The organism is Sphingorhabdus sp. SMR4y, assembly GCF_002218195.1.
Taxonomy (GTDB): domain Bacteria; phylum Pseudomonadota; class Alphaproteobacteria; order Sphingomonadales; family Sphingomonadaceae; genus Parasphingorhabdus.
In genome coordinates, this window is record NZ_CP022336.1 from 2,242,169 (window position 1) to 2,260,282 (window position 18,114).

The 18,114-nt window shown below is 58.9% G+C and carries 18 protein-coding genes; 9 read left to right on the forward strand and 9 right to left on the reverse strand.

Annotated features, from left to right (window positions below; genetic code table 11):
• Positions 1-18: 18 nt before the first annotated feature.
• Positions 19-981 (reverse strand): malate dehydrogenase, encoded by a 963-nt coding sequence (mdh, locus tag SPHFLASMR4Y_RS10760; protein WP_089133543.1) that lies wholly within the window; start codon positions 979-981, stop codon positions 19-21.
• 311 nt (positions 982-1,292) lie between these two features.
• On the opposite strand from mdh, the gene SPHFLASMR4Y_RS10765 reads away from it, so the two are divergent.
• Both SPHFLASMR4Y_RS10765 and SPHFLASMR4Y_RS10770 read left to right on the forward strand, forming a co-directional pair.
• Positions 1,293-2,387, forward strand: coding sequence for a hypothetical protein (locus SPHFLASMR4Y_RS10765; protein WP_089133544.1), 1,095 nt, complete (start codon positions 1,293-1,295; stop codon positions 2,385-2,387).
• Positions 2,384-3,424, forward strand: coding sequence for a phosphotransferase (locus tag SPHFLASMR4Y_RS10770; RefSeq protein ID WP_089133545.1), 1,041 nt, complete (start codon positions 2,384-2,386; stop codon positions 3,422-3,424). The genes SPHFLASMR4Y_RS10765 and SPHFLASMR4Y_RS10770 overlap by 4 nt, the downstream gene beginning before the upstream one ends.
• Here the strand turns inward: SPHFLASMR4Y_RS10770 and zapE are convergent.
• The 4 genes from zapE to SPHFLASMR4Y_RS10790 form a co-directional block, all read right to left on the reverse strand.
• Entirely contained in the window at positions 3,421-4,536 is a 1,116-nt protein-coding gene (gene zapE / locus SPHFLASMR4Y_RS10775; RefSeq protein WP_089133546.1) for a cell division protein ZapE, read from the reverse strand. The genes SPHFLASMR4Y_RS10770 and zapE overlap by 4 nt on opposite strands.
• Positions 4,533-5,027 carry a PaaI family thioesterase gene (locus tag SPHFLASMR4Y_RS10780; protein WP_089133547.1) on the reverse strand — a complete coding sequence of 165 codons (495 nt, stop codon included), beginning with the start codon at positions 5,025-5,027 and terminating at the stop codon, positions 4,533-4,535. The genes zapE and SPHFLASMR4Y_RS10780 overlap by 4 nt, the downstream gene beginning before the upstream one ends.
• A gap of 21 nt (positions 5,028-5,048) precedes the next feature.
• Positions 5,049-5,831 (reverse strand): succinate dehydrogenase iron-sulfur subunit, encoded by a 783-nt coding sequence (locus tag SPHFLASMR4Y_RS10785; protein WP_089133548.1) that lies wholly within the window; start codon positions 5,829-5,831, stop codon positions 5,049-5,051.
• A 104-nt stretch (positions 5,832-5,935) separates the two neighbouring features.
• Positions 5,936-6,820, reverse strand: a complete 885-nt coding sequence (locus SPHFLASMR4Y_RS10790; RefSeq protein WP_089133549.1) for an alpha/beta hydrolase — start codon at positions 6,818-6,820, stop codon at positions 5,936-5,938.
• 245 nt (positions 6,821-7,065) lie between these two features.
• Here SPHFLASMR4Y_RS10790 and SPHFLASMR4Y_RS10795 point away from each other — a divergent pair, with 245 nt between their 5' ends.
• The gene (locus SPHFLASMR4Y_RS10795) at positions 7,066-8,415 is read left to right on the forward strand and encodes a lipopolysaccharide biosynthesis protein (RefSeq protein ID WP_186265918.1); all 1,350 of its coding nucleotides are present in this window, start codon (positions 7,066-7,068) and stop codon (positions 8,413-8,415) included.
• A 48-nt stretch (positions 8,416-8,463) separates the two neighbouring features.
• Here the strand turns inward: SPHFLASMR4Y_RS10795 and rpsI are convergent, their stop codons facing one another.
• The 3 genes from rpsI to SPHFLASMR4Y_RS10810 form a co-directional block, all read right to left on the reverse strand.
• Positions 8,464-9,003, reverse strand: coding sequence for a 30S ribosomal protein S9 (gene rpsI, locus SPHFLASMR4Y_RS10800; protein ID WP_089133551.1), 540 nt, complete (start codon positions 9,001-9,003; stop codon positions 8,464-8,466).
• Entirely contained in the window at positions 9,003-9,482 is a 480-nt protein-coding gene (gene rplM, locus SPHFLASMR4Y_RS10805; protein WP_089133552.1) for a 50S ribosomal protein L13, read from the reverse strand. Before rplM ends, rpsI begins: the two co-directional genes overlap by 1 nt.
• Before the next feature lie 220 nt (positions 9,483-9,702).
• On the reverse strand, positions 9,703-10,740 hold the full coding sequence (locus tag SPHFLASMR4Y_RS10810) for a COX15/CtaA family protein (protein ID WP_089133553.1): 1,038 nt from the start codon (positions 10,738-10,740) through the stop codon (positions 9,703-9,705).
• A gap of 175 nt (positions 10,741-10,915) precedes the next feature.
• On the opposite strand from SPHFLASMR4Y_RS10810, the gene SPHFLASMR4Y_RS10815 reads away from it, so the two are divergent.
• The 6 genes from SPHFLASMR4Y_RS10815 to SPHFLASMR4Y_RS10840 all read left to right on the forward strand — a co-directional run bounded on the left by SPHFLASMR4Y_RS10815 (position 10,916) and on the right by SPHFLASMR4Y_RS10840 (position 16,877).
• The gene (locus SPHFLASMR4Y_RS10815; protein ID WP_409928894.1) at positions 10,916-11,323 is read left to right on the forward strand and encodes a MerC domain-containing protein; all 408 of its coding nucleotides are present in this window, start codon (positions 10,916-10,918) and stop codon (positions 11,321-11,323) included.
• Positions 11,324-11,369: 46 nt separating this feature from the next.
• Positions 11,370-11,828 (forward strand): Fur family transcriptional regulator, encoded by a 459-nt coding sequence (locus SPHFLASMR4Y_RS10820; RefSeq protein WP_089133555.1) that lies wholly within the window; start codon positions 11,370-11,372, stop codon positions 11,826-11,828.
• Between the two features lie 97 nt (positions 11,829-11,925).
• Entirely contained in the window at positions 11,926-13,854 is a 1,929-nt protein-coding gene (dxs, locus tag SPHFLASMR4Y_RS10825) for a 1-deoxy-D-xylulose-5-phosphate synthase (RefSeq protein ID WP_089133556.1), read from the forward strand.
• A 49-nt stretch (positions 13,855-13,903) separates the two neighbouring features.
• Positions 13,904-14,587, forward strand: a complete 684-nt coding sequence (locus tag SPHFLASMR4Y_RS10830; RefSeq protein WP_089133557.1) for a pyrimidine 5'-nucleotidase — start codon at positions 13,904-13,906, stop codon at positions 14,585-14,587.
• The gene (gene dapD, locus SPHFLASMR4Y_RS10835; protein WP_089133558.1) at positions 14,584-15,420 is read left to right on the forward strand and encodes a 2,3,4,5-tetrahydropyridine-2,6-dicarboxylate N-succinyltransferase; all 837 of its coding nucleotides are present in this window, start codon (positions 14,584-14,586) and stop codon (positions 15,418-15,420) included. Before SPHFLASMR4Y_RS10830 ends, dapD begins: the two co-directional genes overlap by 4 nt.
• A complete protein-coding gene (locus SPHFLASMR4Y_RS10840) occupies positions 15,420-16,877 on the forward strand; it encodes a carotenoid oxygenase family protein (RefSeq protein ID WP_089133559.1) in 1,458 nt (485 codons plus the stop codon). Before dapD ends, SPHFLASMR4Y_RS10840 begins: the two co-directional genes overlap by 1 nt.
• A 170-nt stretch (positions 16,878-17,047) precedes the next feature.
• Here SPHFLASMR4Y_RS10840 and ruvB read toward each other — a convergent pair whose 3' ends face one another.
• Positions 17,048-18,073, reverse strand: a complete 1,026-nt coding sequence (gene ruvB / locus SPHFLASMR4Y_RS10845; RefSeq protein ID WP_089133560.1) for a Holliday junction branch migration DNA helicase RuvB — start codon at positions 18,071-18,073, stop codon at positions 17,048-17,050.
• Positions 18,074-18,114 lie beyond the last annotated feature (41 nt).

An 18,114-nucleotide genomic window follows, 5' to 3' on the forward strand; every position in this document is an offset into this window, starting at 1 on the left:
CCGGAGCAACGAGCGGGCTTATGCCAGCGAGCTATCCAGCCCCTTGCAAGCTTCGAGCAATTCCTTCACCGCGTCGACCGACACGTTGAAATTACCCTGCGCTTCCTCGCTCAGTTCGATTTCGATGACCTTCTCGACGCCGTCCTTGCCGATGATGACCGGTACGCCGACATAGAGATCATCGACGCCATATTGGCCGGTCAGATGCGCCGCAGCGGGCAACACGCGGCGTTTGTCCTTGAGATAGCTTTCCGCCATCATGATCGCGCTGGTCGCCGGCGCATAATAAGCCGAGCCATTGCCGAGCAGCTGAACAATCTCGCCGCCGCCCGAACGGGTACGCTGGACGATCGCGTCGATCTTGTCCTGTGTGGTCCAGCCCATCTTGATCAGGTCGGGGATCGGGATACCGGCCACCGTCGAGTAAGCCGGGACCGGAACCATCGTATCGCCATGACCGCCGAGAACGAAGGCAGTGACATCTTCAACCGAGACGTTGAATTCGTCAGCCAGGAAGTGGCGGAAGCGGGCGCTGTCGAGAACGCCGGCCATGCCGACCACCTTGTTGTGCGGCAGTCCGGAAAATTCGCGCAAGGCCCAGACCATCGCGTCGAGCGGGTTGGTGATGCAGATGACAAAAGCGTCCGGCGCGTTCGCCTTGATGCCTTCGCCAACGGCCTTCATCACTTTCAGGTTGATGCCGAGCAGATCGTCGCGGCTCATGCCAGGCTTGCGCGGGACGCCTGCGGTCACGATGATCACATCGGCGCCGGCAATATCGGCATAGTCGCTGGTGCCCTTGAGGTTGGAGTCGAATCCGTCCACCGGAGCGGCCTGCGCCAGATCGAGCGCCTTACCGGCTGGCATGCCCTCGGCAATGTCAAACAGGACGACATCGCCCATTTCCTTGGAAGCTGCGAGGTGGGCGAGCGTGCCGCCGATCATGCCTGCGCCAATCAGCGCAATCTTGTTACGGGCCATGTGGGAAATTCTCCTAAGAATAGAGTCGAAAAGGATATTAAGGGCTGGATTAGGCCCCTATTCGGACAAATTCAACCGCAGAAAGCACCATTTTGACCGCTATCTTTGCAATTGGTTCGCAGTAGCAATAACAGTGGCACAGCCTCGTCATCCTGAACGTGTTTCAGGACCTCCAACGGCACTCCCTCTCCCGGCGTCCTGAAACACGTTCAGGATGACGAAACAGCAAAACATGCTTCCAAATCTTCCAATCTTTTGCGTTGCAAAGTGAAATTCAAATGCCATGATGCAAAGAAAAAAGAGGATGCAACATGCTGACAAAAGGCGACGAATATCCGCTGCACCAGACGCCGGAACCGATGGCGCTGTCGGGCGGCAACCGCAATTTCTACGATCGCTATTTCTTCAACGGCTATTCGCCCGACGGCAGCATCTTCTTCGCCGCCGCGCTCGGCATCTATCCCCAGCTCGACATCATGGACGCCGCCTTTTGCGTCAGCATCGACGGCAAGCAGTATAATCTGCGCGCCTCCAAGAGAATGGCCAGCGAGCGGCTCGATCTGACCGTCGGCCCGATCACCGTCTCCATCGTCGAACCGCTGCAGCAGCTCCGCCTGACGGTCGCCGCAAACGACAGTCCTGTCGCCGCCGACATCCTGTTTTCCGCCCGCCACCATCCGATCGAGGAGCCCCGCTTCATCCGCCGCGAGGGGCCCCGGCTGATGATGGACTATACCAGAATGACGCAGAACGGCGACTGGTCGGGCACGGTCAGCGTCGAGGGTCAGGATATCGATATCGGCCATTGCCGTGGCACCCGCGACCGCAGCTGGGGCATAAGACAGGTCGGAGCATCCGAATCGCAGCCACCACCGGCAGGAGAATTCCCGCAATTCTGGTGGCTCTGGACGCCGCTCAATTTCGATGACCATGCCTGTTTCTTCCACAGCAATGACGATGGCGAGGGCTTGCCGTGGAACCGGCGCGGGGTGGTTGATGCTATTGCCGGGACGGCGGTGGAGTTTGACCCGCAAACCATTGATCTCACCTATCATTCCGGCTCCCGCCGCATCAGGACGGTGCAGACCGAAACCGCCAGTGGCTCGCTGTCGATCACGCCGCGCACAGGCGACGCGGCACGGACATTCTATATGTCCGGCCTCGGCTATCTCCACCCGGTCTGGGGCCATGGCATGGACCACGGCGATCTCGAGGTCGCGCATGATGTCATCACCCTTGACCCCGCTCCAACCATCGACATGACTACCATCCATATCCAGGCGCTCAGCGATGCCGTGCTCACCATCGACGGCCATGAGCATCACGGCATTGGCGTGGTCGAGCAATTGTTCATCGGCCCCCACGCCAGCAGCGGCCTGACCGGTCTCATGGATCCGGCCGCATGAGCGCCCGCTTTCCGCTGCGCCCCGAAGAGTTCGAACCCGCATTCATCGAGCAGGCTTTTGACGCCTCTCCCGGCTCGCTCAAATCGCTGGCCCATGAACCGGTCGGCACCGGGCAGGTCTGCGACAGCTACCGCTTCATCTGCGACTGGGCGGAAGAAGGCCATCCGGAAGCCTTCATCGCCAAATGCCCGAGCGCCGATCCGGTCAGCCGGGGCGCCGCCGCGATCTTTCATCTCTACGATATGGAAGTGGGCTGGTATCGCGATATCGCCAAAGATTGCGCCGCGCTCTGCCCCAAATCCTACCATGCCGATATCGCGGAAAACGAGCAGGAATTTGTTCTGCTTCTGGAAGACATGGCACCCGCTTCGCAAGGTGACCAGCTGGCCGGCGCGTCCTTGCTTCAGGTGGAGACAACATTGGCGGAGGCCGCCGCGCTGCATAATTTTAAACCGGCCAGCGGGTTCGACAATCTGGAATGGCTGGATCATGGCACCGGCAACAGCCAGTTTCTCGAGTCCAGCCTGCCCACCGGCTATCCCGTCTTTCGCGAGCGATTCTCGGGCCTGCTCTCGCCGGAAATACTGGACTTAGGACAGGAGCTGGTTGACCGCATCGGCTCCTATATTGCGCATGAACCGCCGGAACTGACCGTCACCCATGGCGATATGCGGCTCGACAATATCCTGTTCCATGCCGATGGGCGGATCGCAGCGCTGGTCGACTGGCAGACCTGCTCTCTCGGCAATCCGGCCAATGATGTGGCTTATCTGATCGGGACCAGCTTCGCCGATCCGGCGGAGCGGCGGGATCAGGAACAAAGACTGGTCAGAGACTATCTGTTGAGACGGTCGAATGCACCGGCTTACGAGATTTTCTGGGACGAATATCGCCGCCACGCCTTTTCCGGCTTCCTGATGGCGATCAACGCCTCGCTGCACGTCGAGCAGACCGAGCGCGGCGACCGGATGTTTGCGGCGATGGCGGAACGACCGGCGCAAATGGCGCTCGATCTGGACAGCCTCAGCCTGCTCTAGGAGGCGGCCCCGTGGCCCAGAGCCAGATAATCATCGGACTGCATCTCGAGCAGCCGCGACGCGGTGCGCTCGAACTCGAAAGCCCCGTCCCCTTCCGGATAGAGAGCATCCGGCTCGGCGTCCGCACTGGCCAAGAGCTTGACCCGATATTCGTAGAGCGCGTCGATCAGCGTGACAAAGCGCGCCGCCTCGTTGCGATTCTCCTTGGAGAGTACCGGTATGCCGACAATGATCACGCTGTGATAATGGCGCGCAATCGCCAGATAATCCTGCGCGCCCCGGGCTTCTGCACAAAGACGTTTGAACGAGAAGACACCGACACCCTTCAGCGATTTCGGGACGGTCAGCATCCGCCCGCCCTGCACCTCTATCTCGGCCGAAGGCACATGGGCGCGATCCTCGGGCGGATAGTCGGTCAGGCGGAAAAAGGCTTCGCTCAACGCCCGGGTTGCCGCCTCGCCATTGGGCACATGCCACAGGTCCACATCGCCCAGCCGCTCGCGCCGGTAATCGGTCGGCCCGTTAAGCGAAATGACATCGAGCCTGGTCTTGAGCAATTCTATGAAGGGCAGAAAATGCTCGCGGTTGAGTCCATTCTTGTAAAGATCATCGGGCGGGCGGTTGGAGGTGGTCACAATCGTCACCCCGGCCTCGACGAGTCCGGTGAACAGGCGCGACATGATCATCGCATCGGCGCTGTTGTTGACCACCATTTCGTCAAAGGCGAGAAAGCGCGCTTCGCTGGCCAAAGCGGCAGCAACCGGCAATATCGGATCGCCCAGTTCCTTTTTACGCTCCTCACGAATGCGGGCGTGCACATCGAGCATGAATTCGTGGAAATGCGCCCGCTTTTTCCGCTGAATGTCGAGACCATTGTAGAAAAGGTCCATCAGCATCGACTTGCCGCGCCCGACCCCGCCCCACATGTAAATGCCTTCCGGCGCCTGCGGTTTCTTGCCAAAGGCCCGCCACAATATGCTGCCCCTCGGCGGGACGGCTTCGAGTTCCTCCTGCAGTCGGGCAAGCCGTTTGGCGCAGGCTTCCTGATCGGGATCGGGTTTCAGTTCCCCTTGCGCGATCAGATTCAGATAGCGCTGGTAGAAGCTGCTCATCGGATATCGGATTTCTGGCGCGGGGCCTTTTTCACAATGGCAGTGAAAGAGGCCATATTGTCCCGCCCGTCTTCGCCCTGCACCACCAGTCCGCGCATGAACAGGAAGCGGCCCGTTTCGCGCGTAATCTCGACTTGCGCCTCAAGCGGTTCATCCATTCGGGCAGAACCGAGAAAATGCGTCTGCAATTCGAGCGTGACCGCATAGCCGGACGGGCCGAGATCGAGCACCTGCATGGCGGCGAACAACGAACAGTCGATGAAGCCCATCATCGTTCCGCCATGGACCGCGTCGCCGAGATTGCGGTGCTTGCGTTCCGGAAACATCCGGACCCGGGCGATAGTCTCGTCGAGCCCGTCACCGCCGCGCCGAACGATCATCTTCCCCAGAAAACTGTTATAGCAATCGGGATCGTTCAGCTGCCAGATCTTCCAGTCCGGATTGTCCGGATCGGGATCGGTAATAACAAAATCACGCTCTGCTTCAGACATGAATGGGCGCCGGCGTCCGAATCAGACTTCGCGCGAAGCGGTCATCTTCTTGATTTCGGCAATAGCCTTGGCTGGCGACAGGCCCTTGGGACAGGCATTGGCGCAGTTCATGATCGTGTGACAGCGATAGAGCCGGAATGGATCTTCCAGTTCGTCGAGCCGTTCGCCGGTCATTTCGTCGCGGCTGTCGGCGAGCCAGCGATAGGCCTGCAACAGAATCGCAGGTCCGAGGAATTTGTCGCTGTTCCACCAGTAGCTCGGGCAACTGGTTTGGCAGCAGGCGCATAATATACACTCGTACAGGCCGTCCAGTTTGCTGCGATCTTCCGGCGACTGCAGGCGTTCCTTGCCCGATGGCGTCGGCGTGACCGTTTTCAGCCACGGCTGGATCGACGCATATTGCGCGTAGAAATGGGTGAAATCCGGAACCAGATCCTTGATGACTTCCATATGCGGCAGTGGCGTGATGGTAACCTTGCTCCCGCAATCTTCGATCGCTGTAGTGCAGGCCAGACCATTTTTGCCATTGATGTTCATCGCGCAGGAACCGCAGATGCCTTCGCGGCAGGACCGGCGGAAGGTCAGCGTGGCGTCCTGCTCCGACTTCATCTTGATCAGCGCATCGAGCACCATCGGTCCGCAATCATCGGTGTCGATCTCAAACGTGTCATAACGCGGATTTTCGCCCTTGTCGGGATCATAGCGATAGACTTTGAAAGGTCGCTTTTTGCCGTTGGTCAACGCCTGGTGCAATTCGCCCGTCTTGCGGATCTTGCTATTCTTGGGGAGCGTGAAAGTAGCCATGTCTGTCGGATTCCCTTGTTCTGCGGATCGGCATAACCAAGAAGTGTCGCTATCTCAACAGTTTTGCACTGCAAAAAAGACTAGGGGGCTTCCAATTCCTGCAATCACCGGTGGCGGTCGAAAAAGGCGACCATGTCATCGAGCACCGGGGCTTTGTGACGAAACGGCTTGGCCAGGGCCATCATGATCTCGAGATGGTCGATATCGGGATATTCGACATATTCAGCATCGCCGCCCGCAGCGAGAATCTTGTCGCGCAGAATCTTGCTATTCCGGGGCCTCACCTGGGTGTCATTGCTGCCACTGGAAAGCCACAGGGGCGGGGCATCGGGCCGCACGAAATTGACCGGCTGAGTCATTTCCGGCGCCGGATACTGACCAAAGCTCTGCTTCGTGGTTTCGGAATCAAACGGATAGAAATCATAGGGGCCAGCCAGCGCCGCCACGCCCTGTATCAGGTCCGGTGACTTGCCGTGCCGGCCCAGCCACTGGCGGTCCAGCGCGAGCATGATGGCATTATAGGCGCCGGCGGATTGGCCGGACAGAAATATCCGCTCCGGGTCACCGCCGTATGGCTCGATATTGTCGTGCACCCAGGCCAGCGCCTTGGCGCTGTCTTCCAGAAAGCCTGGAAAGCGGGTGTCAGGGAAGAGCCGGTAGTCGGGTAGCACGACCATATAGCCGCGATTGGCCAGCGCCCGTCCGGTAAAAGCATATTGATCCTTCGCGCCGGCGCGCCAACCGCCTCCATAAATGAAAAACACGACCGGCAGCGGTTTCTGCGCAACAGTTTTCGGGGCCCAGATGTTGAGCGCCAGCCCCAGGTTTTCGTCATAGATCTGGTCTTGTACCAGCAACCTGGCGTCGCTGTCGCCCGGCATGACATTATTGACCATATCCAGCTGCTTCGGTCCCGGCTGCGCGAAGAACCACCAGGCAAATCCCCCGCAGACGAGGATCAGCGCCAGAATCGTGAACAGCCATTTCATATAAATGGCCTTAGCCAGACGTTCGGGCGCTTGCAATGGCGCTCAGACCGCGCGGCTGTTAGGGATATGGAAGTGCCGTGACTATGCAGGACAGAGGTTTGATCCGCCTGCTCATTGCCCGGGGCCGAACGATATGCGAAACGATGACGCAAAGCTGCGCATGACAATCGAGAGATAGAAAAAGCCGAATTTTGCGATAAAGAGAGGCTCAACCGTCTGATGATGAATAGGAAAAGTTGAGATCCGTGTCAGAAAATAGGCTTTTCAGATGGTTCAGCAGCGAAGATTCGCTGGTCCGCGTGTTCCGGAACAGTAGCTGGCTGTTCTCCGCCAAGGGTGTCGGTGCGGTCCTGAGCATCTTCTATCTTGCGATATTGACCCGTACGCTCGGGGTTGCCGGCTTTGGTGAATTCATGGTCATCGTCGGAGCGATCCAGGTACTGGCAGCGGTCCTGAAACTCCAGACCTGGCAGGCAGTGGTACAATTTGGCGTGCCCTATCTGCTTGCCGGACAGCAGCTGGCCTTTCGAAAATTGTCGGCTCAAAGCTTCTGGATCGAACTGACCGGTGGCCTGGTTGCCTGCGCGGCCCTGTGGCTGATGCTGCCGTACGGTGCGGACCAATTTGGCTGGAGCGAACCGGTAGAACAGGCGATTCTGGGCTATGGCGTGATCGTATTCCTGTCGGTCCGGTCGACACCTACCGGCATATTGCGGGCACAGGACCGCTTTGGCGGCAATGCCTTTGGCGATGCCATCATTCCGATCATCCGTTTCGCCGGATCTCTGGCGCTGTTCCTGACCCTGCCGTCGATGACCGGTTTCCTGATTGTCTGGGGCCTTTCGGAATTTGTCAGTTTCCTGGTCATGTGGCTGATGGTCTGGCGCCGGCACGAGCAAAACCATCCGCTTCGCAGCACCACGACCCGGCCGGCAGTCTCGCCCGGTCTCAAGGAATTTGCCGCCTTTCTGCTGTTCACCAATCTCGTCTTTCTGATCAGTGTGATCCGCGAACGGCTGGTGGTCGTCATCGTCGGTTTCTTTGTCGGTCCCGCGGCAGCCGGACTGTTTCGTCTGGCCGACCAGATCGCCAACAGTCTCAACCGGCTTGCAGAGGTGTTTGCCCGCCCGCTTTTTTCCGAGTTGTCCCGCCTGTTCGCCATCGGTCAGTCCCGCAAATCCAGGGCTCTTTTCTGGCGATCCCTTAAGGTTTCGGCGCTGAGCGGCGGTGTCCTGTTCCTCTGCCTGCTGCTGTTCGGTGAAAATATCATCAGCCTGATTTCCGGCCCGGAATATCTTGCCGCCTTCCCGCTGCTGCTGTTGCTGGGGGCCGCGACCATCATCAGCCTGGCCGGGCTGGGCCTGGAACCTTTGCTTCAAGCCGCCGGAAGAGCCAGGAATGCGCTGCTGGTCCGGCTGGCCGGCCTGATCGCGCTCGGGCTTCTTATGGCCTTCCTGCTGCCAAATTTCGGCACGATTGGCGCAGCCTGGGCGATGCTGATATCTGCAGTAGTGACCAGCATCATCCTGCTCGTTTCAAGCAGGGCCGTGATCAGCAAACCCCGGCAACCCGTTCCGAAATTGCACCGGCCATAAAAAAGGCGACCCGCAGGCCGCCTTTTTCGCAATTCGGTTCCGGTTGGCTTAACGCTTGGAGAACTGGAAGCTCTTACGCGCTTTTGCCTTACCATATTTCTTACGCTCAACCTTACGGCTGTCACGGGTAAGAAAGCCTTCTGCCTTCACGGCGGAACGCAAAGCCGGTTCGTATTTTGTCAGGGCTTGCGAGATACCGTGCTTGACGGCACCAGCCTGTCCCGAAAGACCGCCGCCTTTGACCGTGGCGTCAACATCATATTGACCTTCACGCTCGGTGATTGCGAAGACCTGATTGAGAACCAGACGCAAAGTCGGGCGGGCGAAATAGGTTTCCTGATCACGGCCATTGATCGTGATCTTGCCCTTGCCGGGTTTCAGCCATACGCGCGCAATCGCGTCTTTCCGGCGACCGGTTGCATAGGCACGTCCGAATTTGTCCAGCTCCTGCTCGCGCAAAGGCATGGTGGATACGGGCGGCTCGGAAGTTCCAACTTCGGCATCCGCATCGGCGCTAGCCGGCGCATCGACCACAGCGGGGCCAGCGATATCTTTAAGATCAGCGAGATCGTTTTTTACGTCAGACATTATGCGCCCACCTTGTTCTTACGGTTCATCGAAGCGACGTCGAGCGCCACGGGGTTCTGGCCAGCATAAGGATGCTCGGTGCCGGCAAATACGTGCAGTGCACGCATCTGGGCGAAGCCAAGAGGGCCTTTGGGGATCATCCGTTCGACAGCTTTTTCCATGACGCGCTCGGGGAAACGGCCTTCGAGGACCTTTTCTGCAGTCGTACCGCTTATACCGCCGGGATGGCCGGAGTGCTTGTAATAGGTCTTCTGCTTGGTCTTGTTGCCGGTGAACTTCACCTTCTCGGCATTGATCACGATGACATGGTCGCCGCAATCTACGTGAGGAGTGTAGCTTGGCTTGTGCTTGCCGCGCAGAATATTGGCAATAATCGATGCAACCCGGCCAACGACCAGATCTTCGGCATCAATGATATGCCACTTCTTTTCGACATCAGCAGGCTTGGCCGACTGTGTCTGTTTCGTGATACCCTTCATGGGGTGGCTCCTTCTTGGAGATGGATAGATTCAGAAATAACAAAAGCCGGACACGAAGTTCCGGCCGGCTGCGGCGCTATTGGCGGTGTTTTTCCCGCAAGTCAAGCGAAAGCGGGGCTTTGCTGGCGGGTATAATATTACCAACAGCAATTTCCTGCCCGTCGGCTGGCTAGAGCAAAACCCGACCGGGCGCCCCTTGATGATCAGCAATCTACCGGAGTCAGGACCGGGATTTCGCTTGTCGTGGCGTACGACCAATCAAATGCACGCCCCAGGCCGTCGATGCCACGACCAGCGCCCCCACCGCCTGGTGCAATACTGCCAGATGAATATTGATCCCGGTCATAACCGTCGCAATTCCGAGCAATATCTGGCTGCCAAAGGCAATATGGATCGCGATAGATGCCCTGCGGTCGATGGTTCGAACATTTCGGGCTAGAACGACGAGAAAACCCACCGCGACCCATGCCCACCAGCGGTGTATGAAATGGATCAGATAGGGGTCGTTATTGAGCGCATTCCAGATTCCCGCGCCCCAGTCGATCCCGCCCGGGACAAAATAATCGTTCATGAGCGGCCAGCTGCTCGATACATAGCCAGCGTCCAGACCAGCGGTATAGGCGCCGAACAGCAACTGCACAAACAGCACAGCAATGGTTGCCAGACCAAATCCCGTCAGCCGCGACGGCTTTATGTTGCCGACCGCCAACTGCCGCAGGTCAAGCGCTGTCCAGACGAGGCCGCCCAATATGAAAAGCGCCGTCAGCAAATGGACAGCCAGCCGGAAATGGCTGACATCGGTCCGTTCGCTGAGGCCGGAACTCACCATCCACCAGCCGATCGTCCCCTGCAAACCGCCGAGGGCCAGCAAAGCCACGAGCCGCCAGCCATAGCCCGAGGGGATCATCCGTTTTGCGGCGAACCAGAGCAGCGGCAAGGCAAAGGCGACGCCGATCACACGCCCGAGCAGGCGGTGGACCCACTCCCAGAAATAGATGAATTTGAAATCCGCCAGCGTCATGCCCGCCGGCCCATTAATTTCCAGATACTCGGGGATTTGCTTGTATTTTTCGAACTCTGACAGCCAGTCTGCTTCACTCAGCGGCGGCAGCGCGCCGGTTACCGGTTTCCACTCCGTTATCGAAAGGCCCGATTCCGTCAGCCGGGTAATACCGCCAACCACCACCATGATGAATACCAGGAAGGCAACGGAGTAGAGCCAGTTGGATATGGCAACGGGGCGAAAGGAAGTGGCCATGCTTTCTAGCTGCTCTGCGGGGATAGGCTGCATCATCCCATGCTATTTGGAATCAAATCAGCGGCCTGACAACCAGATTCGCGGAACCATCCCATAATTTAGAAATGATATGTTGTATCTTAACAAGCTTTTTCCTATATCCGGCACACGCAACAAACAAGTGAGACAGTGAGTCGTGTTCACGACAGCGAAATTCTGGGACAGAGATGGTCTGATGGTCAGGGATGGCCTTTGGGACCGTATCGCAGTGCTTGTTTCCGGCCTGTGCCTTGCGCATTGTGTCGCAACCATCGCCTTTGTAGCGCTTCTCTCATCGGCAGGCGGCATGTTCCTCAATCCGCTGGTCCATGAAATTGGTCTGGGAATCGCTATTGCCCTTGGTTTCTTTGCTCTGGGTCGCGGCGTGCTGGATCATGGCTATATCATGCCGGTTGCGGTCGGCAGCCTGGGACTGGGAATGATGATGGGCGCAATCACGCTCGGACATGAAAGCGGACATGATGGTCGCGAGGTCCTGTATACCATGTTGGGCGTCGGTTTGCTGGCTTTGGCCCATGACCTGAATTACCGCGCCACCCATTAAGTTTCTGCCCATTGCCCTTGCGGCGAAACATCCCTAAATTGCCCTTATGGGAAAACATGATCATCATGAGCATCACGGCGAATCCTTGGCCGACGCAGCGCGCGCCAATCTGGAGAAATCCGGTGAGAAGTGGACGGATACCAGAGCCGCAATCTTTGAAGCGCTGGCCGGGTTCTCCCGTCCGGCATCGGCCTATGACATTGCCGAGCTGGTTTCTGCCGCGCGCGGCAAGCGCGTCGCACCGAACAGCGTCTACCGGATACTCGATCTGTTTGTAGCGAATAATCTCGCGATGCGGATCGAAAGCGCCAACGCCTATCTCGCAAACAGCCATCCCGGTTGCGAGCATGATTGCATTTTTCTGGTCTGCGACAGCTGCGGTGAGGCCACCCACATCGATGACGACCCACTGTCCCAGCAAGTGCGCAAAGTGGCAAAGAATCAAGGCTTCAATTCCATCCGACCGGTGATCGAGGTACGCGGCATCTGCCAGAAATGCAGTTGATCCGGTCCACTCGTCAGCAAATGTTAACACGCAGCCTGCTGAAAGTTCGACAGAGCATGGCAATGCCGTTAGAACTGGAATCAAACAGGGAGTAAATATGCCAGTTTCGAATACACCATTGCTGGATAATGTCTCCTTTCCAGCCGATCTGCGCAAATTGAAGCCCACGCAACTCCGCCAGTTTGCCGACGAGCTGCGCACGGAAGTGATCGACACCGTATCCACCACCGGTGGTCATCTGGGTGCCGGTCTGGGCGTTGTCGAACTGACCACAGCCATCCACTATGTCTTCAATACTCCTGATGATCGCCTGATCTGGGATGTCGGCCACCAATGCTATCCGCACAAGATCATCACCGGACGTCGCGACCGGATCCGGACCCTTCGTCAGGGTGGCGGTCTCTCCGGTTTCACCAAGCGCTCGGAAAGCGAATATGATCCTTTCGGCGCCGCGCACAGCTCGACCTCGATCAGTGCGGCCCTCGGCTTTGCCATTGCCAACAAACTGAACGACAAGCCGGGCCGCGGTATCGCCGTGATCGGCGACGGCGCGATGAGCGCCGGCATGGCCTATGAAGCGATGAACAACGCGGAAGCAGCCGGCAACCGGCTGGTCGTCATTCTCAATGACAATGACATGTCGATTGCCCCGCCGGTCGGCGGCCTGTCCGCCTATCTCGCCCGGATCGTATCCTCGCGCGAATTTCTTGGCGTGCGGCAGCTTGCCCGGCGCATCGCGCGCAAGCTGCCGAAACCGCTGCACGACGCCGCCCGCAAGACCGACGAATTCGCCCGCGGCATGACCATGGGCGGCACCCTGTTTGAAGAGCTGGGCTTCTATTACGTCGGCCCGATTGACGGGCATAATCTGGAGCATCTGATTCCGGTGCTGGAAAATGTCCGCGACGCGGCTGAGGGGCCCTGCCTGGTCCATGTCGTCACCGAAAAGGGCAAAGGCTATAAATTCGCCGAGGAAGCCGCCGACAAATATCACGGCGTTGCCCAGTTTGATGTGGTGTCCGGCAAGCAGAACAAGGGCCCGGGTGGCGGACCGCCGGCCTACCAGAATGTCTTCGGCGAAACGCTGGCCAAGCTTGCCGACAGCGACTCCCGCATCTGCGCGATTACCGCAGCCATGCCATCGGGCACCGGCGTTGACAGATTTGCCAAGGCGCATCCCGACAAGGCCTTTGATGTCGGCATTGCCGAACAACACGGCGTGACCTTCGCCGCCGGCCTCGCGGCGCAAGGCATGCGGCCGTTTTGCGCTATCTATTCGACATTTCTCCAGCGCGCCTATGATCAGGTCGTCCATGATGTGGCGATCCAGAATCTGCCGGTCCGCTTTGCTATCGATCGCGCCGGCCTGGTCGGTGCGGATGGCAGCACCCACGCCGGATCTTTCGACATCACCTATCTGGCCACATTGCCCAATATGGTAGTGATGGCGGCAGCGGACGAGGCCGAACTGGCGCATATGACCTACACGGCGTCCTTGCATGACAGCGGCCCGATTGCCTTTCGCTATCCGCGCGGCAATGGCACCGGCGTCCCGATCCCCGAAAAGCTGGAACAGCTGGAAATCGGCAAGGGCCGGATCGTCAAGCAAGGGAGCAAGGTGGCAATCCTGTCGCTCGGCGCCCGGCTGGAAGAAGCCAAAAAGGCGGCAGAACGACTGGAAGCGCGCGGCCTGAGCACAACCGTTGCGGACCTCCGCTTCGCCAAACCGCTCGACGAAGAATTGATTCGCAAATTGCTGACCAGCCATGAAGTCGCGGTCACGATAGAGGAAGCGGCCGTTGGCGGCCTCGGCGCGCATGTGCTTACCTATGCGTCAGACAATGGCCTGACCGACGCCGGCCTGAAAATTCGCACCATGCGTTTACCCGATATATTCCAGGAGCAGGACAAGCCGGACCTGCAATATGCCGAAGCCGGACTGGATGCCGATGGCATTGTCGATACTGTGCTCAAGGCGCTCCGTCACAATAGTGCCAGCGTTGAGGATGCAGGAGCGCGCGCCTAGGCTATATTGCTGCTTGTGATTGCTGGAAACGGTCTTTAGGCGGTTCGCCATGCCACCCGAACTCTCCCATATCGATCACTGGATTTTTGATCTCGATAATGTGCTCTATCCGGTCGAGTGTGATCTGTTCGCGCTGATCGACGTCAAGATGGGCGAATATATCGCCCAGACCCTGGAATGTGATCTGGTTGAGGCGCGCAAAATCCAGAAGGCTTTTTTCCATGACCATGGCACCACGCTTGCCGGCCTGATGCACCATCACGGTACCGATCCGGCAGACTTTCTGGAATTTGTCCACGATATCGACATGGATCGTCTGGCGCCGGCTCCGCTGGTTCGCGATGCCATTGCCGCTCTGCCGGGCGAGAAGCTGGTTTTCACCAATGCTGACCGGCCATACGCCCTCAAAGTGCTGGAAAGACGCGGACTGGATGGCCTGTTTCACCAGATGCACGATATATTGGACACCGGTCTCGTGCCAAAACCACAAACAGCCGCTTACGAGAGTCTGATCGCCGCCACCGGCATCGACCCGACCCGTGCGCTGTTCGTCGAGGATATGGCACGCAATTTGCGCCCGGCGAAAGATTTGGGCATGACCACTGTGTGGATCAACACTGGCGCAGAATGGGCTGGTCGCGAGCATGATCCCGCCTATATTGACCACGAAATTACAGATCTGGAAAGCTGGGTCACCGGCCTCCACAAAGAGAAGGAAGAAACACCGACATGACCGCAGCATTGCAGACCATCATCGACGACGCCTGGGACAAACGGGAATCCCTCGGCCTGACAACGCAGGGCGAGATCCGCGATGCCGTGGATTCCGCGCTGGCCATGCTCGACAATGGCAGCGGCAGGGTCGCCGAGAAAAAGGACGGCCAGTGGGTGGTCAACCAGTGGCTGAAAAAAGCGGTGCTGCTCTCCTTTCGCCTGAACGACAACAAGGTCATCGAAGGCCCCGGCGGCGCCAATCACTGGGACAAGGTACCGAGCAAATTTGCCGGCTGGGGTGAAAACCGGTTCCGCGAGGCCGGCTTCCGTTCGGTGCCCGGTTCGATCGTCCGTCAGGGCGCGCATATCGGCCGCGGTGTCGTGCTGATGCCCAGCTTTGTCAATATTGGCGCCTTTGTCGACGAAGGCACGATGGTCGATGGCTGGGCGACAGTCGGCAGCTGCGCGCAGATCGGCAAGAATGTCCATATCTCAGGCGGTGCCGGTATCGGCGGCGTGCTGGAACCGCTGCAGGCCGATCCGGTGATCATCGAAGATGGCGCCTTCATCGGCGCCCGGGCGGAAGTCGCCGAGGGTGTTCGCGTTGGCGAGGGCGCGGTGCTCTCCATGGGCGTCTATCTCGGTGCGTCGACCAAGATCGTCGACCGGGACACCGGCAAGATCTGGATGGGCGAAGTTCCGCCTTATTCGGTCGTTGTGCCCGGCACATTGCCGCCAAAAGTCGCTGTCGATGGCGCGCCGCAGCCCTCGCTCTACTGCGCCGTGATCGTCAAGACCGTCGACGCGCAGACCCGGTCCAAGACCGGTATAAACGAATTGCTGCGCGACTGATGGCAACGGGGGTGGACCAGGTGAAGGTGACGCTGGAGCCCAATGACCACCCCTATCGCAACGGGGCCTGGACCCCGGTTTTCGAAGAACTGAATACGGACGATCTCGAAATAATCGGCACGATTCCGGCCGACATCGACGGCCTGTACATCCGCAACACGGAAAATCCGGTGCACGACAGCATCGGCCGCTACCACCCGTTCGATGGCGACGGCATGATCCACGCGTTGCGGATCCGGGACGGCAAGGCCAGCTATCGCAACCGCTTTGTCCGGACCGAAGGCTTCGAGGCCGAGCAGCAGGAAGGCGGCCCCTTGTGGGTCGGAATCATGGGCAAGCCCGATGACTCCAGACGCCCGGGCTGGGGCGCGCATGGCAGCGTCAAGGACAGCAGCTCGACCGATGTCGTGGTCCATGCCGGCGCGATCCTCTCGACATTCTATCAATGTGGCGAAGGCTATCGGCTCGATCCGGAGACGCTGGAAACACTGGGCACGGCGGACTGGGTGCCGGAGGACGGCATTTCGGCCCACCCGAAGGTCGACGAAGCCACCGGCGAACTGCTGTTCTTCAACTATTCCACCAAGCCGCCCTATCTCCATTATGGTGTGGTCGGCGCGGACAATCAGCTCAAGCATTGCATACCCGTCGAGCTGCCCGGCGCGCGCTTGCCGCATGATATGGCGTTCACCGAGAATTTTGCCATTTTCAACGACTGCCCGCTCTACTGGAAGCCGGAACTGATCGAACGGAATCTCTATATTCCCGCTTATCATCCGGACGAACCGACCCGCTTCGGCATCATCCCGCGCAGGGGCCAGCCGGAGGACATCAAATGGTTCGATGCCAGTCCGACCTACGTGCTGCACTGGACCAATGCCTATGAAGATGGCGATGAAATCGTCCTCGACGGCTATTTCCAGAACGAGCCGGTGCCGCCACCGCTGACGGATTTCCCGGCAGGCTATGAAAGCATGGGCGCGAGCATCGACCTGCACAGTTTCAAGCCCGAACTGCACCGCTGGCGCTTCAATATGAAGACCGGCGAAACCAGCGAAGAGACTTTGTTCAACGACTATCCCGTCGAATTCGGGATGACCAACCAGCAATATGCCGGCCGGCCCTACCGCTATGTCTATAGCGTCACTGGCGAGCCGGGCTGGTTCCTGTTCAACGGCTTGACCAAACATGATCTCGAGACCGGCGAAGCGGAGCATATTTCCTTTGGCGAGCAACGCTTCGGTTCGGAAGCGCCCTTCATTCCGCGTCCCAGTGCCACGTCCGAGGATGACGGCTATCTGATCAGCTTCATCACCGACATGAAGCAGAACCGGTCGGAATGTGTCATCCTCGATGCGCAGAATATTTCGGCCGGTCCGGTTTGTACGATCATTTTGCCGCACCGGATATCGAGTGGCACCCACGCGACCTGGGCTTCGGCGGAGCAGTTGGGTTAAGCAACTTCATCCTCTCCCTAAGGGAGAGGCAAGTGGAACTTATCGGCTTGCTGATTAGTGGAACTCGGTGAGGGGTTGTGAACCTCTGAAAAGTGCAACCCCTCACCGACTGCGACTAAGCTGCTAAAGCAGCAAGTCTTGTTGCCTCTCCCTGTGGGAGAGGAAAGGTTTTAGTCAAACAACTCCCCGTCCACCTCTTTGCCGGCAGGCGGCGTCAGGCCGAGATGCTTCCACCCGCGATCATTGAGCGTCCGGCCGCGCGCGGTCCTGGCAATCAGGCCGAGCTGGATCAGATAGGGCTCTATCACTTCCTCCACCGTATCCCGCGGTTCCGAAAGACCCGCCGCCAGTGTCTCCACACCGACCGGACCGCCCTTGTAGACGTCCGCAATCATGTAAAGATAGCGCCGGTCCATCGCGTCGAGACCGATGCTGTCGACTTCGAGACGGACGAGCGATTCATCAGCGATTTTGCGGTCGACCAGTCTCGTGCCCGCGACATTGGCAAAATCCCGCACCCGGCGGAGCAGGCGACCGGCAATCCGCGGCGTACCCCGCGCACGGCGCGCCACTTCGGTGGCCCCATCCGGCGCAATATCGAGATCAAGCAGGCGCGCAGCACGGTGGACGACTTTCTCCAGCTCTTCGGTGGTATAGAAATTGAGCCGCACCGGAATGCCGAACCGGTCGCGCAAAGGCGTGGTCAGCAACCCTTGGCGCGTGGTCGCGCCGATCAGGGTGAATTGCGGCAGGTCGATCCGCACGCTGCGCGCCGACGGGCCTTCGCCGATGATCAGATCGAGCGCGCGGTCTTCCATCGCCGGATAGAGCACTTCCTCGACCACCGGATTGAGCCGGTGAATTTCGTCGATAAACAGGACATCGCCTTCTTCGAGATTGGTCAGCAGCGCCGCCAGATCGCCCGATTTGGCAATGACCGGCCCGGAAGTCGCGCGAAAGCCGACCCCCAGTTCCCGCGCAATGATCTGCGCCAGCGTGGTCTTGCCCAGACCGGGAGGGCCAAAGAACAGCACATGATCCAGCGCCTCGCTGCGCCCCTTGGCCGCTTCGATAAACACCCGGAGATTGCCGCGCGCCGCCTCCTGCCCGATAAACTCGTCGAGCGTTTTCGGCCGCAGCGCGGCGTCTATATCTTCAACTTTGCGTTCGGGGGATTGGAGGCGGTCTTCAGTCATGATGAGGTGCCTAGGCCATCCGTCATTCCCGCGAAAGCGGG

What these genes read in the sequence shown, in the direction of transcription:
- mdh (WP_089133543.1), bottom strand. Translation starts at nt 981, where the DNA reads ATGGCCCGTAACAAGATTGCGCTGATTGGCGCAGGCATGATCGGCGGC.
- SPHFLASMR4Y_RS10765 (WP_089133544.1), top strand. Translation starts at nt 1,293, where the DNA reads ATGCTGACAAAAGGCGACGAATATCCGCTGCACCAGACGCCGGAACCG.
- SPHFLASMR4Y_RS10770 (WP_089133545.1), top strand. Translation starts at nt 2,384, where the DNA reads ATGAGCGCCCGCTTTCCGCTGCGCCCCGAAGAGTTCGAACCCGCATTC.
- zapE (WP_089133546.1), bottom strand. Translation starts at nt 4,536, where the DNA reads ATGAGCAGCTTCTACCAGCGCTATCTGAATCTGATCGCGCAAGGGGAA.
- SPHFLASMR4Y_RS10780 (WP_089133547.1), bottom strand. Translation starts at nt 5,027, where the DNA reads ATGTCTGAAGCAGAGCGTGATTTTGTTATTACCGATCCCGATCCGGAC.
- SPHFLASMR4Y_RS10785 (WP_089133548.1), bottom strand. Translation starts at nt 5,831, where the DNA reads ATGGCTACTTTCACGCTCCCCAAGAATAGCAAGATCCGCAAGACGGGC.
- SPHFLASMR4Y_RS10790 (WP_089133549.1), bottom strand. Translation starts at nt 6,820, where the DNA reads ATGAAATGGCTGTTCACGATTCTGGCGCTGATCCTCGTCTGCGGGGGA.
- rpsI (WP_089133551.1), bottom strand. Translation starts at nt 9,003, where the DNA reads ATGTCTGACGTAAAAAACGATCTCGCTGATCTTAAAGATATCGCTGGC.
- rplM (WP_089133552.1), bottom strand. Translation starts at nt 9,482, where the DNA reads ATGAAGGGTATCACGAAACAGACACAGTCGGCCAAGCCTGCTGATGTC.
- SPHFLASMR4Y_RS10810 (WP_089133553.1), bottom strand. Translation starts at nt 10,740, where the DNA reads ATGGCCACTTCCTTTCGCCCCGTTGCCATATCCAACTGGCTCTACTCC.
- SPHFLASMR4Y_RS10820 (WP_089133555.1), top strand. Translation starts at nt 11,370, where the DNA reads ATGGGAAAACATGATCATCATGAGCATCACGGCGAATCCTTGGCCGAC.
- dxs (WP_089133556.1), top strand. Translation starts at nt 11,926, where the DNA reads ATGCCAGTTTCGAATACACCATTGCTGGATAATGTCTCCTTTCCAGCC.
- SPHFLASMR4Y_RS10830 (WP_089133557.1), top strand. Translation starts at nt 13,904, where the DNA reads ATGCCACCCGAACTCTCCCATATCGATCACTGGATTTTTGATCTCGAT.
- dapD (WP_089133558.1), top strand. Translation starts at nt 14,584, where the DNA reads ATGACCGCAGCATTGCAGACCATCATCGACGACGCCTGGGACAAACGG.
- SPHFLASMR4Y_RS10840 (WP_089133559.1), top strand. Translation starts at nt 15,420, where the DNA reads ATGGCAACGGGGGTGGACCAGGTGAAGGTGACGCTGGAGCCCAATGAC.
- ruvB (WP_089133560.1), bottom strand. Translation starts at nt 18,073, where the DNA reads ATGACTGAAGACCGCCTCCAATCCCCCGAACGCAAAGTTGAAGATATA.